Here is a 19,857-nt window from a genome sequence, read left to right as displayed (position 1 = left end):
GCCGCGCCTGGATACATGATAGTTTCAATGCTTATAGGGAACCCGCAAATATCTGTCACTGGACTGCCTACACAATCAAAGGGGAAAACGAGGTTGATCGATGAAGTGACCAGCACAGGATATTCCGGAAAAAGTAAAGCACGGACGAGAAAAACCGAATAAATTGCAAACTGTTTGACAAACTACAAGCGGAAAGACCAACCCAATAGCAAGGCACTGCTTTTACCCATCGCTTTTTTCATATCGTCGGCGACAAAGTACAGGCAAGGCACCAGCACCAGCGTGATCAGTGTTGCAAACAGCACCCCGAACGCCAGCGAGACCGCCATGGGCACCACCAGCTTAGCCTGCAGACTCGACTCCGCCATAATGGGAATCAGCCCGACAAACGTCGTAATCGACGTTAAGATCACAGCCCGAAAACGCTGTTGAATCGATTCGACAATGGCGTCACCGATACTCAAACCGCGCTCCCGGCGCGCCCGGTTGATAAAGTCCACCAGCACCAGCGCGTCGTTAATGCAAACCCCCGATGCGGCAATAATACCGAAGACCGAAAAAGAACTCAGGTTCATACCGAGCAGCAGGTGCCCCAACCCCGCACCGATCACGCTAAAGGGTATCGCCGACATAATGATAAACGGCTGTAAATAGGACTTCATCAAGATTGCGATCAATGAAAAAATAAGAAGGCAACAGAGCAGGTAATTGCGCAGCAGCCGCTGCTGGTTTTTCTCCTGCTCAATAATCCTGCCACCGCTCTCCACCGCAACGGAGGGGTATTTTGCCAGAATATCCGGTATCAGTTGATCGACTAATCGTTCAAACCGCGCCTCCACCTCACTGCCGTCGCGACTGTCGATATCGCCCCAGATACTGATATCGAGCTTGCCGTTTTCCCGCCGAATCTCCGCCAGGCTGTCCTCGTAGTAAACATCGGCCACCGCCGACAGGGGGATTTCGACCCCCTCGCCCAGGGTGATCAGTGTGTCTTCGATATGCGCAAATGTCTGACGCTGGTATTCAGGGTAGCGAATCATTACCCGGATTTCCTCGCCATCGCGAATTACCCGTTGCGCCTCCAGCCCGTAAAAGCCGTAATTGACCTGCTCGGCAACCAGCGCGTGGCTCAAGCCGAGGTTGTAAGCCAGTGGTTTCAACACTATCTTGACATCCCTGCTGCCGTGTTGGCGGCTATCGGTTATATTACTGATGCCGGGCAAACCTTTCAGCGCGCGTTTAAACTCTTCTGCCGCCTGTTCCAGTTCGGCGAAATTCCCGCTCTCGAAGCTGATACCGATATCCCCTTCGCCCTGTTCCAGACCAAAGGCATCGTCGACAATCACGAGTTTTTGCAGGCCGGGGATATCCGGCAGGGCACCGCGCCAGCGGCTGGATAACGCAAACGTATCGATCGGCCGGTCCTCGGGTTCGACCAACTTGGCGGTCAATTCGGCTTCCGACCTGGACAGCATATTGACATACAGGTCGGCCAGCATCCCGCGACCGTACTCCTGCTTGAGCCGCGACTCGACCTGGTAAACGACGGACTCTATCTGCTGGAGCGCATTGAGGGTCGCTTCCGGCGCGCTGTTTTTCGCCATCGCAATTTCTATTTTCGGATAGTCGTGCGGTATTTTCGGAATACCGACGTACTTGATAACGCCCGCCAACACCAACCCAATGCCGAACAACAAGATGCTGATAAAGGCGGCTATGATCACATAACGCCAGGCCATCGCACCGTGCAGAAGCCGCACAAAACGCCCCGCCAGAAACCGCTCTATGCGTGTATCGATTGCCGCCCGCAGGTTATCCAGGGGACTGGACTTCGCGGTTTTTACCGGTGGACAAAAGTGATACAGATGAGCGGGTAAAATCCATTTCGATTCCACCAGCGAAAACAGTAAACACAAAATCACCACCCAGGCGATCGCCTTCGATGCCGAGGCATCACCGCCACTCATAAAGAGCATGGGGACAAACACGATTATCGTGGTAACCACACCGACAGTCACAGGCAGCGCCACGGTTTTGACGCCGGCGACAACACTGTCCAGACTATGGCCATGCTTTCTGACACGGGAGTGGACGCTTTCGCTGATAACAATGGCATCGTCAACCACAATACCCAACACCAGGATAAAACCAAACAGGCTGCTGACATTGAGAGTGACATCGATCCAGTTGGTGGGCATCAACAACAAGGCTCCCATAAAGCTCACCGGCAGTCCCATCATCACCCAAAATGCCAACCGCATCTGCAGAAACAGCCCCAGCAACACAAAGACTAACAGTGCCCCCCATTTGATGTTGTCCAGCATGGTCTGCAGGCGGTCTTCGAGATAGTAGGTAAAATCGATCCAGCCCTGCAGCACTACGCCCTCGGGCAAGTCGGCAGACTTTTGCTCCACGTAGTCCCTGACGATCTCGGCAACATCGGCAATACTCTGTTGCTCATTGGCGCCGATAAAGAAAGAGACGGCATTTTTGCCGTTAAATCTCGAGTACTGAATTTCGTCGACAAAACCGTCGTTTACCTGAGCGATATCCTGCAACAACACCCGCGTACCGTCATCGACGGAGACAATGGGTATATGATTGAAATCTCTGGCCGTGTACGCCTGGTTCTCAATGCGCAACGACACTACCCCCTCTTTGGATCTCACCTGTCCGGCCGCCATATTGCCCGAATAGCGACGGATAGCCTCGGCGACCTCCTGAAACGACAGTTGGTACTCGCGCAACTTGCCCTTGTCTATCTCGACGCTGATTTCATAATCCAGACCGCCGGAGAAGCGCACGATACTGATCGAGGGCAGCGCTCGTAATTCTTCGTATATAGTGTTGCCGAGCCTTTTTAACTGGTGTTGGCTCAAATCGCCGTAGAGACTGACGTACATGGCCTGTTGCTGGTGCTTGTATAACTGCACGACCGGCTTTTCGGCGTTCTCGGGCAGCGAGGAAATGGCATCGATACTGTTCTTGACTTCATTCAGGACAGCTTGAGGGTCGTGCCCCTGCGCCAGCTTTAACTGGGCGGAAAAATCATCCCGGTTGGAAAAAGTTACAATTTGTTGAATACCCTGCACCGGCCCCAGGGCGTCCTCGACTTTTAGTGCGATGCCAAGCTCCACCTCCTTCGCAGACGCCCCGGGATAGGCGATATCGATACCGATTTCATCGACGGTGGGCTGCGGAAACAACTGCTTGTTAATAGTACCGGCAGTGAGCCAGCCACCCGCCAGTATCATCAGCATTAACAGATTGGCGGCAATCGGGTTTTTAACAAACCAGGCAATAATGCCGGTCTGTGAACTGCGGTCCTTAGCGGGTATCATGCCTGCACCTCAAAGCCTCATTGCAGATTCTGGCCGACAGCCCGGGTACCCGAACCGTCGTACCCCACCTCCAGCAACCGCAGTCGCATCCCCTCGACCGGATAGGACAACGCCGTGGTGATCATCAGATCGCCATTTTGGAGATCGCCGTTAATAACAACCCTGTCGCCATCGCGTTTAACCACCTCTACCGGTATATATTCGAGCGTCTCCGACTTCGACATAATGGCGATACGGCCGTCACGCACCAGATGCTCCGGCACAACCGCAGCTTTCTCGAGAAAAACGCCCTGTATTTTGGCATTGACATAGGTACCAAATCGCAGCGGCGCCACCGCCGACTCGCCCGGGTTCGCGGTTTTATAGGGGTCGGCAATTTCGGCTACCAAGTAGCTCATCCGGCTTTTGCGGTCGATCAGCCCCTCCTCCCTCACCACCTCGCCGCGCCAGGTGACACTTTCGCCGAGAAACTCCGACGCCAGGGTGACCTCCGCGCCTATACCCGCACCCCTGCCGGAATCGGCGAGATGTTTCAGGTTTTTACCGGCCAGCGGCAGGCGCACTTCGGCCACATCGGTACTCATAACTGTGCCGAGCACGGTCCCGGCACCGACATAGGCCCCCAAACCCTGGGCCCGATTGGCAACCAGGCCGTCAAAAGGCGCACTGATTTTAGTGCGCAGAAGATTGTTCCGGGCCCGGCTCAGCAACGCTTCCGAGCCCCTGAGCCGAGCCATTTCGTGGGCCAACTGGGGATGGCGTAAACCCAGGCTGCTCGGTTTTTTGTTGGTGATGTTTTCCCACTCCGCTTTCGCCACTTTACTGCGTGCCAGCTCCAGTGCCAGGTCGGCCTGCGCCTTGGCCAGGTCGGCCTCCGCTTCGACCAGCAGTGACTGGTAGTCCCGGTCGTCAATCTTAACCAGTACTTCGCCTTTCTTTACCAGTCCGCCGCGCATAAACTTTGGCGACAGATAGACAATATTGCCTTGCACCTGGGACACTATGTCCGTTTCATACCGAGGTTGCACAAAACCGTAAGAACTCACCATCAGGTGCATGGAGGAAAACGCGATCGGCGTGGCAGTGACGAACGGCGGTGCTTCCGCTTCCTGCATTTTCTCCGCCTCCGGCTGCAGGGAAGGCAGCAGCCATAACGCCAGCACACCCAGGCCCAACAAGGCGACCGCCCACAGGGTTTTATGTCGGTAAATCATATTGACTGCATCTCCCCGCCCTAGGCTGAGGTCGGAATATTCATGGAAACCAATACTTTCCGGTCGCCGGAAAAGGGATTTCTGCCATGCGCGCACAACATGTTATCCACCAACAGAAAGTCACCGTCGTGCCACTTGAAGGTAAACTTGTATTTTTCATAGGCCTGGCTAATCTGCTTCAGCACATCCTCTTCGAGCGGACTGCCGTCGCCATAATAAGCGTTTCTCGGTAAATTCTCCTGCGGATAAATCTGCAACAGCGTGTCCCTGATCTGGGGCTCGAGGCTGGAGACATGAAAGAGGTGCGCCTGGTTAAACCACAACTCCTCTCCGGTAATCGGGTGTTGCGCCAGCCCCTGGCAGATCTGTACCGTGCGCAGCGAATCGCCGTCTTTCCACTCGCACTCGATCGCATTGGCCTCGCAGAACTTCTCCACCACCTCCCTCTGTGTGGTCTGGAACACCGTCTGCCAGGGTATATCCATACCGGGCCTGTAATTGCGAACATACATGACTTTTTTTTGCCTGAACTTTTCCTTTATCTCCGCAGGTATGGTCGCGGTCACGCTGCGGATATCGCTCAACGGCGTCTCGCCGCCCTGCGGCGCAGATTTTTCACAGTAGAAATAGAGCTTCAACGGCCATACTTTCTGATAGGCGTTTTCACAGTGTTGCGGTATGGTCGCCTCGCAGGGGTACTCCGTCGCCGTATACAAACCGCCGCTCAGTTCGGTCCTCGGGGTGGAGCGGTAGATATAATTCATAGGTTCGGCAAATACACCGCAGAATCGTGTAAAGCTATCCCGGGAAATCCCGCTGAATCCCCTGAACAAGATCGCCGGTGTATCGACGACAAGACCGTCGATAATATCTCTATGTGCCTGTGTCCAGGCCACCAGATCGATCTCGGCAGCCGGTGTTATCAACAGGACAATGTCGTTGAGCTTGTCTATCTTAACGGCGTCCAGTTGACTGTTCGTTTTGCTGACAATATTCTCACTGTATTTCAACATGCTATCGGCCTCCTCTTCGAAGCATCAATTAATCGCCAGATCGATATCTTTCGAGATCACCGGATCGGCACCGCGGGACTGCCAGCGCCAGTACTTGCTGTAGAGTTCACAGTTTTTGATCAAATGGATGTGATCCCCCATGGCAATGATATTCCCGCCCTGCAGTACCACGATTCGCTCCGACTCCACTACTGTTGCCAGGCGATGGGCAATCACAAGGGTGGTTCTGTTTTCCTTCAGTTTCTTCAGACTATTTTGTATCTTTTCTTCCGACTCCGAATCCAGGGAACTGGTCGCTTCATCCAGCAGCAACACCCGTGGATTCTTCAGGTAAATCCGGGCCAGCCCCAGCAGTTGCCGCTGCCCGCCCGACAGCCGGGAGCCGCCGACACCGACCTGCTCCTGCAGCCCGTGTTTCAACGAATCGATAAACTCCGTGGCCCCTATCGCCTCGATAGCATCCTCCACTTCCACTGCGGAAACACGATTATTGACGTAGCTGATATTTTCATAAACGGTGCCCGAAAAAAGAAATATATCCTGCGACACCAGCCCGAATAAATTGCGCAAACTGTCAAGTCTATAGGCAGACTGATCGATCCCGTTGACCCGGATGCTGCCGTCCTGGAGGTCATAGAACCGCATCAGCAGTTTGAAAAGCGTTGTCTTTCCGGACCCGGTCGGGCCCACAATGGCGATTTTTTCCCCTTCCTTTATATCCAGGGAAACGTCATTGAGCACCGTTTTTCCGGCGTTGGCAGGGTATGAAAACGATACATTGGACAACTCGATATGCAACGGCCGGGCGCGGTCAATGGTAGCTGGACCTTTATCTTTTACCAGTGGCTGTTCATCCAAGATCTGGAACACCCGATGACTGACCCCGGTCAACTCCTTGAGGTTGGCAAAAAATATGCCTATCTCCTGCACCGAAAAGGCGAAAATCAACATATACATCAGGCAGGCAGTCAGATCACCGATTGAAAGCTGGTCGTTTAAAATCAGCTTGCCGCCGAACCATAACACCACGGCAATAGCGGAGAACCCGAAAAATTCCAGCAAGGCGTTGTAAGTGCTCTCTCTTTTTACCAGCAGCATCTGCGCGCCAAACAGATTGCCCATCAGCCGCCGGTAGCGGGAAATCTCCGCCTGCTCCCTGCCGAACGCCTGCACCGTATCTATGCCCTTGACCACCTCCTCCACATTGGCCGAGGAGTTGGCCAGGGCATCGCTGATTTTTACGAAAGAAGACTCCAGCAAACCACCGTAAATACTGCTGATCACGATAACCGGAAGACAGGCCGCCAGCGCAATGATTGTCAGCTCGAAATTGGTGTAAAACAAGATCACGACAATACCGATCATCTGCAGCGCCGACTGTATGCCGCCCAGCATCTCGGAGGTCAATAACTGCTGGATGGTCTGCAGATTACTGGTGATTCTGGCATTCAATTCACCGCCTTGACGTTTTTGGAAAAAATTCAACGATAAAAAGACGATATGTTCAAATAAGCGCGATCTCAGTTGACGCAGCAGCTTAGCGCCGACACGCCCCAAAAAATAGGAAGAAAAATATCTCAACAACGCCATACAAAGAATCAAAAACAGCAAATAGAGCGAAATACTGTTTAAGTCGGACAAATTACCTTGTTTGAGGGAATTGTCGATAACGTCCCCCACTACTTTCGGAATCAGCATCGACAGCCCCGCCACCGATAAGGTCATCAGAAAGACCATTGTCAGCATGGGTGCAAAAGGTTTCAAAAAGACAAACAACCGCTTTAAAGAGGCGTAACCCTCTATTTTTTCCCCGGCGCCATCCACTGTTTCACCCGCGCTCGCTTTATCCATAACTCACTTTCCCAATGTACTTAATGTACAAAACTGAACTTGCAGTAAATTTAGTGAACAACCGATATTTCGCCGGACGGCGCCTCGAGTAATTCACGTCTCAGGAGACGCCCGATCTGATCGACCATGGGACGTTGTAAAATGGACATATGATTCCCGTCGATAGTGATCGATTTTAAATTCGGCAGGTTCGATTGCCAGGCAGCGGCAATCTCCTCCGGCGACAGCCGTTCATTTTTACCCCGCTGTCCGGCAGTGATTAACAGTGCCTCACCCCGATATTGGACGTCCTGCAGGTAAACCGTTTCAGCGTTGGTGATAAAGGTATTTACCATCGCCCTGATAAACTGGATATCCATATCGGCCGATACCAGCCCCGCCGCAACCATCCGCTCCAGCAACAACCGCAACTGCTCGTCTTCACAGAGCGCAGTCAACTGCTTATGGGTAATGGCAAAATCCTTGTTCGCGCTTTGTTCTAGGACTTCTATAAGCTCCAGAAGATGGTCCACCCGGGAGGGACGCTTCGATGCGCGGGCCTGCAACGCCGGAGGCTCGGAGTCCACCAGCACCAGCGACGCCACTTGATCGCCCCCCATTATCAGCCTGACAGCCATCTCGTAGCCAACCCAGCCACCAAATGAATGACCCAGCAGGCAATAGGGTCCCGAGGGGTATTCCGCTTTTATGGCGTCGAGGTAACAGCTTGCAGCATGCTCCACCGAGATATGGGGTACCGTCAGCGTATCCAGCCCTTTTGGCTGTACCGCCACCAGCGGTATATCGGGGCCGAGCGAGCGGGCCAGGTCCAAAAAGCAGGTAGCGCTTTCCGCCGAACCGGGAATGCAGATAAGCGGCGTCTGTCCCTGTCTCCCCTTTTGAATATGGACCAGCGGCGAATAGAGCCGGTCGGCAGCCGCGGGTTGGGGTTTTATCCTGTTGAGACTGTCCAGAATCTTTTCGGCCAGCACCTCGACATGGGGCGGTTTTACTATCGTCCAGTGATCGCCGCCCACTTCAGTGTTCTCTACCTTATCGCCCAACAGGGTCTGCCACTGCGCCAGGGTATCGTCATCGCCGCCGGCTGCGGAAAACAATTTCACCGTCAACGGCAACTGCGGCGGATAGTACCGCAACACCGCGAGATTGACCGCGTGATAAACGTTAATCCGCTCGATAAAGATCTCCCGGTCAAGTCCGCCGGCCGCCGCCGTCTCAAACAGCGCAGCCACTTCCGGCACGGCGGCCATGGCGTCAATCCGGTCGGCGCCGATCAATGGGCAGGCACCATCGGTATTGGCAAATTGCCTTAACGGCGCGATATCGACCCGGATACCAAAGAGGCTCTCCAGGTCGTCGTTAAGACTGTCGAACACATCAAAATCCCGCGCTTCGCGCTCGGAACCTTCCCGGCCGGTGTCGATAAGGCCCAGCAACTCGACCTGCTCCTGCGCACCCAGTAACTGGTAGGCCATTTCATAGGCAATACTGCCGCCGGCGGACCAGCCCATGATTCGATAGGGACCGGTCGGCTGAATACGCTTCAGCGACTCGATGTAGGTAGCCGCCAGGGATTTTACCGATACATTCTCCAGCGCTATATCCATCTGCAGCAACTGCAACCCATACACCGGCATATGGGCTTCCAGCAGTTTGGCCAGATGATTGTAAAAGAAAATTTCACCGCTCACTTCGTGCACGAGAAACAGCGGAGCGCACGCTTTACCGGCGGGCCGGTTGAGCGCGATCGGGTTTTCCAGTTTTGATATCGCGCGATCGAGATGCATTGCCAGGGTGGCGATGGTTTGGTGCTCGAACAGTGCCGCTAACGGCAGTTGGTACCCTTCAGTCTTCAACCGACTGGCCAGCTTCAGCGCAATAATCGAGTGGCCGCCCAGTTCAAAGAAGTTATCGTGTCGGCCCACTGTTGCCACGTCCAGCAAGTCCGCCCAGGCAGCAGCCAGCAACTCTTCCGTTTTACCCCACGGCGGCACATAGCTTTTGACAGCGGATAAATCCTGTTCGGGTTGTGGCAGATTCTTTCTGTCAACTTTACCGCTGCGGGTCAACGGCAGCGCGGACATCACCACAAAGGCCGCCGGCAACGCATGCTCGGGCAGGCGGTTTTTCAGGTGATCGCGCAAATTCCCCGCATCGGGTTCTCCCCCGGCCTCCGCCGCCGTCACATAGGCAACCAGACGTCCGTCACCGGCGCGTGTTTTTTGCAGCACCACCACCGCCTCTCCCACCGCCGGATGCTCGGCAAGCTGCGTCTCGATTTCGCCCAACTCGATCCGAAAGCCCCGCAGGCTTACCTGCTGGTCCACCCGGCCGAGAAATTCCAACTCGCCCTGTGCCGTCCAACGCACCCGATCGCCGGTGCGGTACAGGCGCTCGCTGCCCCCGGCGTCAAACGGGTTGCGAATAAACTTGGCCGCGGTCAGTTCAGGGCGGTTTAAATAGCCTCGCGCCAAGCCTACACCGCCGATCAGCAATTCTCCGGCAACGCCTTGCGGCACCAGGCGCAGGCGCTTCTCAACAGCACCTTCGCGCGCAGCGTCTGTGGTGCTCTCAGCTATATTTTCAACTACGCGTTTACCCGCGTTTTCAACAATGGACTCAGCAGCGTCCTCGACAACACCATCAACAACGTCCTCAACGACGTCCTCAACAACGTCCTCAACAACATAGTACTGCACATTTTGCAGCGGCCTGCCGATCGTCAGGCATTCGCTAGTTTCGGTAAACGTCATCATGCTCGAACACACAGTCGCTTCCGAGGGTCCATAGCCGTTGACAAACGTGCGGCCCTCTCGCCACTGCCGGGCCAGCGCCAGCGGGCAGCTCTCCCCCGCCACCACCAACACCTGCACCGACTGCCACTGCGTTCGCTCCAGGTGCGCCAGCAGCGACGGCGGTAGGGTTGCGTGGGTGACTCCCGCGCCAACCACTAATTCCGTTAGCTGTTGCGGATCTTTTTGCACCGCTGCACTCGGTATCACCAGGCGGGCACCGTGGCACAGGCTCATGCTCCACTCCCACACCGAAGCGTCAAACGCCGCCGAGGCGAATTGCAATACCCGGCTGTCGGGCTCGACCCGCAACTCGCGCTGTTGCGCCAGTGACAGGTTTACCAAGCCCCGGTGGGTCAACAGACTGCCCTTGGGTTGGCCGGTGGTACCGGAGGTGTAGATCACGTAAGCCAGGTGACTGGCGGTAAGTTCGGTCGCCGACGGCGGCGGATTGTCCGCAGGGTGAGCCGCCAGCGTCTGCTGTAGCTGCGGATCGTCCAGACACAGCGCTGTCGCGGCCGGCAGGCGCGCAGCTAACTCGCCTTGCGTCAGCACCAGTGCCAGTCCCGCATCGGCGATCTGGTAACGGAGGCGGGCATCCGGGTAGCCGGGGTCCATGGGCACATAGGCGCCGCCGGCTTTTAAAATGCCCAGCACACCGACCATCATGTCGGGGCCCCGCTCTACACACAAACCCACCAGGGTATCCGGCGTTACGCCTTGCGCTATCAGGAAATGCGCCAGGCGGTTGGCCCGCGCATTCAACTCGCCGTAACTCAACGTCTGCTCCTGATACACCAGGGCGGTAGCCGTCGGTGTCGCGGCAACGTGTGTTTCAAATAGTTGGTGGATCAGGCTGTCTTGCGGATAGGCCACCGCGGTGCGGTTGAACTCGACAGCCAGTTGCTCGCGCTCAACTGCGGGCAGTATATCTATCGCCGCCAGGTCCTGCTCCGGTGCCGCGGCCAAAGCCCCGATCAAATTGACGGCCGCGCACTGCATATAAGCCGCCAGGCGTTGCGGGTCCAGCGCCGGTATCACCTGTGCGACCAGCGCAAAGCCGGCCTCGCCCATATCGTCGACCGACATGGCGATGGGGTAGTTGGTCTGCTCGAAACCCTCGTCCAGATCGACGATATCGTCTTCGCGCGACCCGTCCTCCTCAGGTGCTGCGTCTTCTTCTGCGGTGTGCCGAACGTAGCGATAGTTAAACAAATTGGTAAACAGCGGCGTGTTGTTGGCGATACCCGTACAGGCATTGACCGCAGCCAGCGAGGCCTGCTCGTAATTTAACAGCTCCATCAGTTCCCGGTGAACGGTTTGCAGCGCCGCCCGCACCGGGCCGCGCAGATAAAGGCGGATAGGCAGGGTGTTGATAAACAGGCCCAGCATCCGCTCCGCTCCGCGAGTCCCCTGCAGGCGTCCCGACAATACGGTACCGAAAACGACATCGTCGCGATTGCTGCAACGCCCCACCACCAGCGCCCAGACCAGGTGGAAGAAGCTGGCGGTGCTGATACCCAGTTGCTGGCTGTAACGGCGAATCTGTAGCGACAGGTTCTGATCCAGCGGCCGGACCGCCTCCCTGACCGCGCCGGGTTCCACCTGGGTATCGGTGACACCAAACGGCAGCGTCAACTCGTCGACGTCCGCCAGGCGCGACCGGAAGTAGTCTTCGGCCGCGCCGCTCGCCGCCAGCGCCAGGGTGTGGGCGACAAACTCGCGGTAGGGAACCGGTGCCGGCAAGGGCGGGCCGTCCGCCTGCAGATAGGCCTCCAGCTCTTCGATCAGGATTTCCAGGCCGACGTGATCGTTACTGATATGGTGGACATTGATGATGATGTAGTAGCGGGTAGAGTCCCTAAGAGAATCATCCGACAACGCCGTTTCGGCAACCGGCTCCGCCGCGACCTCCACTTTCAACAGCGGTGCCTGCCCCAAATCCATCCAGGCATTTTTCGGCGCGATCCGGGCCCGCAACTGCGGCAACAGCTCGCGGGATGCATCCAGTTGGAATTCGTTGACCTCAAAGTCCGCCTCGCGCAACACCACCTGCACGGCCTGCGGCAAACCCTCCCACAGCACCGCGGTGCGCAATACGTCGTGGCGGACAACCAGCTTTCTCAATGCCGTCAAAAACCTGTCCAACCGCGCCCGGTTCGGCACCACCAAGAGTGTGGGCAGGGTGTAAACATCGCCCTGCTCCGGCGAGCCCAACATATGGTGAAACAAGATGCCTTCCTGCAACGGTGCCAGCGGATAGATATCCTGAATATTGGCGGCGCCGCCCGGTACCCGCGCGGCAATCAGATCGATCTGAGCCTGATCGAGTTCCACCAGCGGTAACAGTTGCGGCGTGATCGCGGTACAATCCGCCGCAATCAGATTCGGTGGCGCCTTGAACTCCGCGCGCTGGCGCTGTTGAATTGCGGCGGCCAAATCCCGCAGGCGGGGTGCGGCAAATACCGTCGCCACATCCGTACTCAGCCCCGCTGCCTGCAAACGGGCAATCAGCTGGATCACCAACAGCGATTGTCCACCCAGTTCGAAAAACCCATCGTCGCGACCGACTTTTTCAACGCCCAGCAAGTCCTGCCAGAGTTGCGCCAGGGTCTGCTCGGTGTTGCCGAGCGGTGCTTCATAGTCGCGGCCGGTGCAGGCATCGGGGTCCGGGTCCGGCAGCGCTTTGCGATCGATTTTGCCGCTGCTGGTCAGGGGCAGTGACGCCAACACCACAAACGCCGCGGGAACCATATAATCGGGCAGGCTCGCCCGCAGGTATTCACGCAGGTCGCCGGTGTCTATATCCGCCTGCGGCGCCGCCGTCACATAGGCGATCAGGCGCTCATCGTCCGCCGCACCCCGGCCCAAAACCACCACGGCTTCGCGCACCGCCTCGTGGCGCAACAGCTGGGCGTCTATTTCACCCAGTTCGATGCGCAGGCCGCGCAACTTCACCTGGTGATCCCGGCGACCGATAAACACCAGGTTGCCGTCGGGCCGGCGCCGCACCAGATCGCCGGTTTTGTAAAGCCGGCTGTGGGGATCGTCACTAAAAGGATTGCGGAAAAATTTTTCCGCCGTCAACCCGGCGCGATTCAAGTAGCCGCGGGCCAGGCCGGCACCGCCGATCAGCAATTCTCCGGCAACCCCCGGGGGTACCGGCTGCAGTTGCCGGTTCACCACGTATAGCGCGGTATTTTGAATCGGTTTACCGATGGGGACGTAACGGCCGCGGTCGTCACGCGAACAGGCCCAGTAGCTGACGTCGACAGTCGCCTCCGTGGGCCCGTACAGGTTGTGCAGTTCGCTGGCCGTACCGGTGGCGAAAAAACGGTCTTGCAGCGGCTTGTCCAGCACTTCGCCGCTGCAAAAAACTTTGGTTACGCTGTGGCATTGGTGCCAGTCCTGCGCCGCCAGCAAGGCGCGCAGCATCGAGGGCACAAAATGCAGCACCGTAATCTGCTGCTGCCGAATCACATCCACCAGGTAGGTGCTGTCTCTGTGCCCATCCGGCCGCGCCAGGACCAGGCGACCGCCATGGGCCAGCGGCCAGAAAAACTCCCATACCGACACATCGAAACTGAAAGGCGTCTTTTGCAGCACACGGTCCTGCCGGTTGAGGCCGTATTCTTTTTGCATCCAGTCGATACGGTTGACGACCGCGCGGTGTTCCACCATCACGCCTTTGGGCCGCCCCGTCGAACCGGAGGTATAGATGACATACGCGAGGTGGCCCGAATCCAGGCCCTGGTTTGCCGGCTGCGGATCAGTATCGCTATAACCTTTTAGCTGTCTTTGCAGGCTTTCGCTATCCAGGCAAATAAACCGCTCAGGCGCAATGGTCGCGCGCTCGGCCAGCGCCTGTTGGGTCACCACAATCGCTAACTGCGCATCTTCGAGTTGATACGCCAGGCGCGCCTGGGGATAGGACGGGTCCAACGGCACATAGGCGCCTCCCGCCTTCAAAATCCCCAGCATGCCGATCACCATTTCCAATGAGCGCTCCATATACAGTCCCACCAGCGTGTCCGGTTGCACCCCCTGCTCCATCAGGTGGCGAGCCAACTGGTTGGCTCGCTGGTTCAACTCCGCATAGGTGAGCGACGTATCTTCATAAACCAGCGCCGTCGCTGTCGGCTGGCACCTGGTTTGCCGTTCAAACAAGCTATGGATCGGGCATTCCTGCGGATAAGCCACGGCCGGCGGGTTGGATTGCGACAGCAAAAGGCGGCGCTCGGCAACGGGCACGATATCGAGCGTGGACAGGCAGGTCTGCGGCGCCTCCTCGAGCGCCAGTAACAGCGATTGCGCTGCGCGTTGCAGGTAAGCGGCGAGTTGCTGCGGATCGAGACAATCGACCACCTGCGCGACCAGCGCGAAACCGGCATCACCGATATCGTCAACAGCCATGGTGACGGGATAATTGGTCTGCTCATGCCCCTCACCCAGATCGATGATATCGTTGTGCGCCGCAGCGGCGCCGGTATCCGCCGCCGGTTCGCGGCGAGTATCGACGCTGTGGCGGTCATTGCGGTAGTTGAGCAAACTGGTAAACAGCGGTGTATCGCCGGGCAGTGCCGAACAGGCGCGCGCGGCAACCAGTGACGCCTGCTCATAGTTCAGCAAATTCACCAGTTCGCGGTGTGCGAGCTGCAACGCCGTTGTTACGCTGCCTTGCAAAGACAGGCGCACAGGCAGGGTATTGATAAACAGGCCGAGCATACGCTCAGCGCCGCGGGTGCCTTGCAAACGCCCCGACAACACGGTGCCGAACACCACATCGTCGCGATCGCTGCAGCGGCCCACCACCAACCCCCAGGCCAGGTGGAAGAAACTGGCCGGACTGATGCCCAGGCGCTGGCTGTGGCGACGAATGTCCTTCGCAACACCCCGCTCCACCGGCACTACCGCCTCTTTGATTTTGGCCGGCTCTACATGAATATTGGTGAGCCCGAAAGGTTGCGTCGGTTCATCGACATCACCGAGGCGTGAGCGGAAGTATTTCTCTGTCTCGCCGCTCTGCGCCAGCGCCAGGGTGTGGGCAATAAACTCCCGGTAAGGCACCGGTGGCGGCAACTGGGGATCGTCCGCCTGCAGGCACGCCTCCAACTCCTCGACCAACACTTCCAGCCCGATATGGTCGTTGATAATGTGGTGTTCGTTGATGATCACAAAATAGTTTTCCGACTGCGGGTCGGCGGCGACTTCCACCTGCAGCAGCGGTGCCTGACCGAGGTCTATCCAGAGGTTGTCCGGCTCGATCCGGGCGCGCAACTGCGCCAGTGGCTCCCGCGACCCGTCCAGGTCGAAGGTCGTCACCCGCAGCGGCGCCTCGCGCAGTACCACCTGTACCGCCCGCGACAGGCCCCGCCAGAATACCGCCGTGCGCAAAATATCGTGGCGCGCCACCAACTTGTTCAGCGCCGCCAGAAAGCGTTCCAGTTGCACCTGATCGGACACCGTCAACAAAGTGGGCATAATATAGGTGTCGCCCTGTTCGGGTGTGGCCAGCATGTGGTGAAACAGGATGCCCTCCTGCAGGGGGCCGAGCGGATAAATATCCTGGATATTGCCGGCGCCGCCGGGCACCCGGGCGGCAATATGATCGATCTCCTCCTGCTCCAGCGCCACCAACGGCAACAGCTCGGGCGTGATCCGCCGGCAATCCGGCGCAATCAGATTTGGCGGTGCCTGAAACTGTGGCCGCCCCTGTGTTTCAATCACGGCGGCCAACGCCTGCAAACTGGGCTGATCGAACACCGCCCGCACTTCTGCGTGCAGGTCCTGCGACTGCAGGCGCGCGATCAGTTGAATCACCAACAGCGAGTGGCCGCCGAGGCGGAAAAAGTTGTCCCGCCGTCCGACCCGCTCCACGCCCAGCAGCGATTGCCAGATCGCCGCCAGCGCGGTTTCGATTTCCCCTTCCGGGGCTTCATAAACCGCGGCCAGCGCACTCAGGTCCGGCGCCGGCAGCGCCTGTCGGTCCACTTTGCCACTGACCGTCAGCGGCAGCGACGCCCGCACCATAATCGCCGCCGGCAACATATACGCCGGTACCCGTTGCGATAGCGTGTGCCACACCTGCTCCGTATCCAATTCGGCGCCGTCGGCCGGACTGACCCAGGCAATCAAATGGCTCTGGGCTGTAGCAGCATCGTCGCAGTCCTCCTGTTCATACAACACGACAGCGGCCTCACCCACCGCGGCGTCAAGTAACAACTGCGCCTCGATTTCCTCCAGTTCGATGCGAAAGCCGCGCACCTTCACCTGGTGATCGCGCCGCCCGATAAACTCCAGATTGCCGTCCGACCGCCAACGTGCCAGATCGCCGGTTTTGTAAACTTGACCGCCACCTTGATTAAACGGGTGCGGGATAAAGTGCGTCGCGGTTAATTCGGGCTCGTCGAGGTACCCCAGGCCCACGCCGGCGCCGCCGAGGTAAAGTTCACCGACCACACCCGGCGCCACCGGGGCACCCCGAGCATCCAAAACATAGACTTCCGTATTGGCCAGCGGCCGGCCATTGGGCAGGTAGGCCTGGGTTGTATCGGTGCACGCTGAAGGCTCTTTGCCTAAGGCTGAGGGCTTTTTACCTGAAGCTGAAGGCTCCTCACCCAAAGCTGAAGGCTCCTCACCCAAAGCTGAAGGCTCCTTACCCAAAGCTGAAGGCTCCTTATCACCGGCGTGGTAAACCAGCGACGTGCAGCCGGTCTCGGTCAGACCGAAGACATTGACTACCGGAATCCCAAACCCCTGCCACTGTTGATACACCGACACCGGGACCCGGTCACTGCCCAACAGCAAACAGCGCAAGCTCGACGGCGGGCGCAGCGCCTGCTGCTGTAAATACTGCACCCAATGCGCCCAGTAACCGGCCATCAGTTCACACACGGTGACCGATGTGCGCGTCAACAAGGCCTGCAACTGCTCGCAGCCCAGCAATCCCTCTTCGTCGCGCAGTACGACTGTCGCGCCGGCAAACCAGGCCGGGTACAACTCTTCGATCACCACATCGAAGCCCAGTGCGGCGAACTGTAAGACCCGGTCCGCGGGCGTGAGCGAAAGCTCTTGCGCCATGGCCTGCATATTATTGACAACGCCGGCATGGCTGTTGAGAGCCCCTTTGGGCGTACCGGTGGAACCGGAGGTGAAAAAGGCAAACGCCGGCGCGCGGGTGTCCAGTGTTAACGCCGGATTATCAACCGGCTGCCGGGCCAGATCGGTTTGTACATCGACGGCGTCCAAACACAACAGGTTGTCCGCATACCAGGCTGGCGCCAAACTCCGGCACGTGATCAGGGTGTGCAGCCGCGCCCGCTCGCCAATTTGTTGCAGCCGTGCCGCGGGATGATCCGGGTCCAGCACCACATAGACGCCACCCGCTTTTAACACACCCAGCATCGCCACGGCAAAGTCCAGTGAACGCGGCAACAATAGTCCCACCCGATCGCCGGGGGCGACACCCTGCGCGCACAGATAGCGGGCCAGTTGATTGGCGCGGGCATTAAGCGCACCGTAACTGAGATACGCCTCACCGTGTTCGACAGCGCGGGCGTCGGGATCGCGCAACACCTGTGCTTCGACTACCTGGTGAATCAGGGCGGGGGCAATGGCCGGCGCGTCGCTGTGACCGAATGTCTGCAGCACCTGCTCGCGCGTCGCCGGCGGCAGGATATCGAGTTCTGCCATGGAGCGCTGCGGCGCCTGGTCCAGTGCCTCGACAATGTCTGTCAATGCGTGGTGAACATAGGCGGCGATACAGTGGGGGTCGATCGACGCCTCCACCTGGGCCACCAGTTCAAAACCGTACTCGCCATAGTCATCCACCGACAGATCGAAGGGGTAGTTACCTCGCTCGTGCCCTTCGCCGGTATCAAAAATAGCATCCTCCGGCAATTGGCCGGCACCGGTATCCGGCTGGTCCCGGCGCCCGGCCATGCGGTCATAGCGGTAGTTGAACAGACTGGTAAACAACGGCATATCATTGGGCAGCGCCGCACACGCCTGCGCCGTCGACAATGAAGCTTGTTCGTAACTCAGCAGTTCAATAATTTCCCGGTGGGCGTGGTCGAGGCAGTCCGCAACCGAGCCGGTCAGTCGCAAACGCAGCGGTAACGTATTGATAAACAGACCGATCATCCGATCGGCACCTTCCGTGCCCTGCAGGCGCCCGGACAACACCGTGCCGAACACCACATCGTCGCGATCGCTGCAACGACCTACCACCAGCGCCCAGGCCAGATGGAAAATACTCGCCGCGCTTACACCCAGGCGCTGACTCAGGGCGCGAATTTTCCCGCCCAGCACCGGCGCCACCGGCAAACTGGCTTCGTTAATCTGGCTGGCTTTGACCTGAATGTCTTGTATACCGAAAGGCAGCGTGGGCTCGTCGACATCCCCCAGCCGCGAGCGGAAGTACTTTTCGGTCGCGCCGCTTTGCGCCAAAGCCAGGGTGTGGGCGACAAACTCGCGGTAGGGCACCGGCGCCGGCAACGGGGGATTGTCGGACTGCAGGCACGCCTCCAACTCCTCGACCAGGACTTCCAGGCCGATATGGTCGTTGATAATGTGGTGCTCGTTAATAATTACAAAATACTTTGCTGACTGCGGGTCGGCGGCGACCTCCACCTGTAGCAACGGCGCCTGGTCGAGTGCTATCCACAGGTTTTCCGGTGCGATACGGGCGCGCAACTGTGTCAGCAGATCCCGCGATCCGTCCAAATCAAACGTTTTCACCCGCAGCGGCGCCTCGCGCAGCACCACCTGTACAGCCTGCGGCAGGCCGCGCCAGAACACTGCGGTGCGCAGAATATCGTGACGTGTCACCAGCTTGTTCAACGCCGCCAACAAGCGCTCCAGTTGCACCTGATCGGATACGGTGAGCAAGGTGGGCATAATGTAGGTGTCGCCCTGCTCGGGCGTGGCTAGCATATGGTGAAACAGGATGCCCTCCTGGAGCGGGCCGAGCGGGTAGATGTCCTGGATATTGCCGGCACCGCCGGGCACCTGGGCGGCGATATGGTCGATCTGCGCCTGCGCCAGCGTCACCAGCGGCAACAGCTCGGGCGTAATCCGCCGGCAGTCCGCCGGGATCAGATTCGGCGGCGCTTTATACTGCCGGTGCCGCTGCGTCCCGATTGCCCCGGCCAGCCCCTGCAAACTGGGCTGGTCGAACACGGCGCGCAAACTAGTATTCAGGCCCCTCGCCTGCAAACTGGCGATCAGTTGCATGACCAACAGCGAGTGGCCGCCGAGGCGGAAGAAATTATCCTGCCGCCCGACCCGCTCCACGCCCAGCAGTGTTTGCCAGATCTCTGCCAGCACCGTTTCGATGTCCCCCTGCGGGGGCTCGTACACGGCTGCCAGGGCACTCAGGTCCGGCGCCGGCAGCGCCCGCCGGTCCACCTTGCCGCTGAGCGTCAACGGCAGCGTCGCCCGGACCATAATCGCCGCCGGCAACATATACGCCGGCAGCCGTTGTGCCAGGTTGCGCTGCACCTGCTCCGTATCCAGTTCAACGCCGGCGGCCGGGCTGACCCAGGCAATCAAGTGGCCCTGAGTCGCGGCCGCATCGCCGCTATCGGAATTTTCGTACAGCACGACAGCGGCCTCACCTACCGCGGCGTCGCGCAACAACTGCGCT

General features: G+C 58.3%; 5 protein-coding genes (1 of these 5 running past the window's edge). All 5 read right to left on the bottom strand.

The features are described from left to right. Positions 1-182: 182 nt before the first annotated feature. Tightly spaced (at most 50 nt apart), the 5 genes in view from FKG94_RS04765 to FKG94_RS04745 form a layout consistent with a single transcriptional unit that may run on beyond the window. Positions 183-3,341 (bottom strand): efflux RND transporter permease subunit, encoded by a 3,159-nt coding sequence (locus tag FKG94_RS04765; RefSeq protein ID WP_142903067.1) that lies wholly within the window; start codon positions 3,339-3,341, stop codon positions 183-185. Between the two features lie 17 nt (positions 3,342-3,358). Then, the gene (locus FKG94_RS04760; RefSeq protein ID WP_142903066.1) at positions 3,359-4,555 is read right to left on the bottom strand and encodes an efflux RND transporter periplasmic adaptor subunit; all 1,197 of its coding nucleotides are present in this window, start codon (positions 4,553-4,555) and stop codon (positions 3,359-3,361) included. A gap of 20 nt (positions 4,556-4,575) precedes the next feature. Continuing rightward, on the bottom strand, positions 4,576-5,568 hold the full coding sequence (locus FKG94_RS04755; RefSeq protein ID WP_142903065.1) for a TauD/TfdA family dioxygenase: 993 nt from the start codon (positions 5,566-5,568) through the stop codon (positions 4,576-4,578). 24 nt (positions 5,569-5,592) lie between these two features. Continuing rightward, positions 5,593-7,419: an ABC transporter ATP-binding protein gene (locus FKG94_RS04750; RefSeq protein ID WP_142903064.1), complete on the bottom strand. Its 1,827-nt coding sequence runs from the start codon at positions 7,417-7,419 to the stop codon at positions 5,593-5,595. Positions 7,420-7,469: 50 nt separating this feature from the next. After that, positions 7,470-19,857, bottom strand: partial view of a non-ribosomal peptide synthase/polyketide synthase gene (locus FKG94_RS04745; protein ID WP_281284211.1) — the final stretch only. It continues 23,909 nt past the right edge of the window; only the last 12,388 of its 36,297 coding nucleotides appear in the window; its start codon lies off the right edge, out of view; it ends in the stop codon at positions 7,470-7,472.

The sequence above is a fragment of the Exilibacterium tricleocarpae genome, from assembly GCF_007004655.1.
In the GTDB taxonomy this organism is placed as follows: domain Bacteria; phylum Pseudomonadota; class Gammaproteobacteria; order Pseudomonadales; family Cellvibrionaceae; genus Exilibacterium; species Exilibacterium tricleocarpae.
Note: the sequence above shows the minus strand (reverse complement) of the source record. Positions and strands in the feature narration are given on the sequence as shown.

What these genes read in the sequence shown, in the direction of transcription:
- FKG94_RS04765 (WP_142903067.1), bottom strand. Translation starts at nt 3,341, where the DNA reads ATGATACCCGCTAAGGACCGCAGTTCACAGACCGGCATTATTGCCTGG.
- FKG94_RS04760 (WP_142903066.1), bottom strand. Translation starts at nt 4,555, where the DNA reads ATGATTTACCGACATAAAACCCTGTGGGCGGTCGCCTTGTTGGGCCTG.
- FKG94_RS04755 (WP_142903065.1), bottom strand. Translation starts at nt 5,568, where the DNA reads ATGTTGAAATACAGTGAGAATATTGTCAGCAAAACGAACAGTCAACTG.
- FKG94_RS04750 (WP_142903064.1), bottom strand. Translation starts at nt 7,419, where the DNA reads ATGGATAAAGCGAGCGCGGGTGAAACAGTGGATGGCGCCGGGGAAAAA.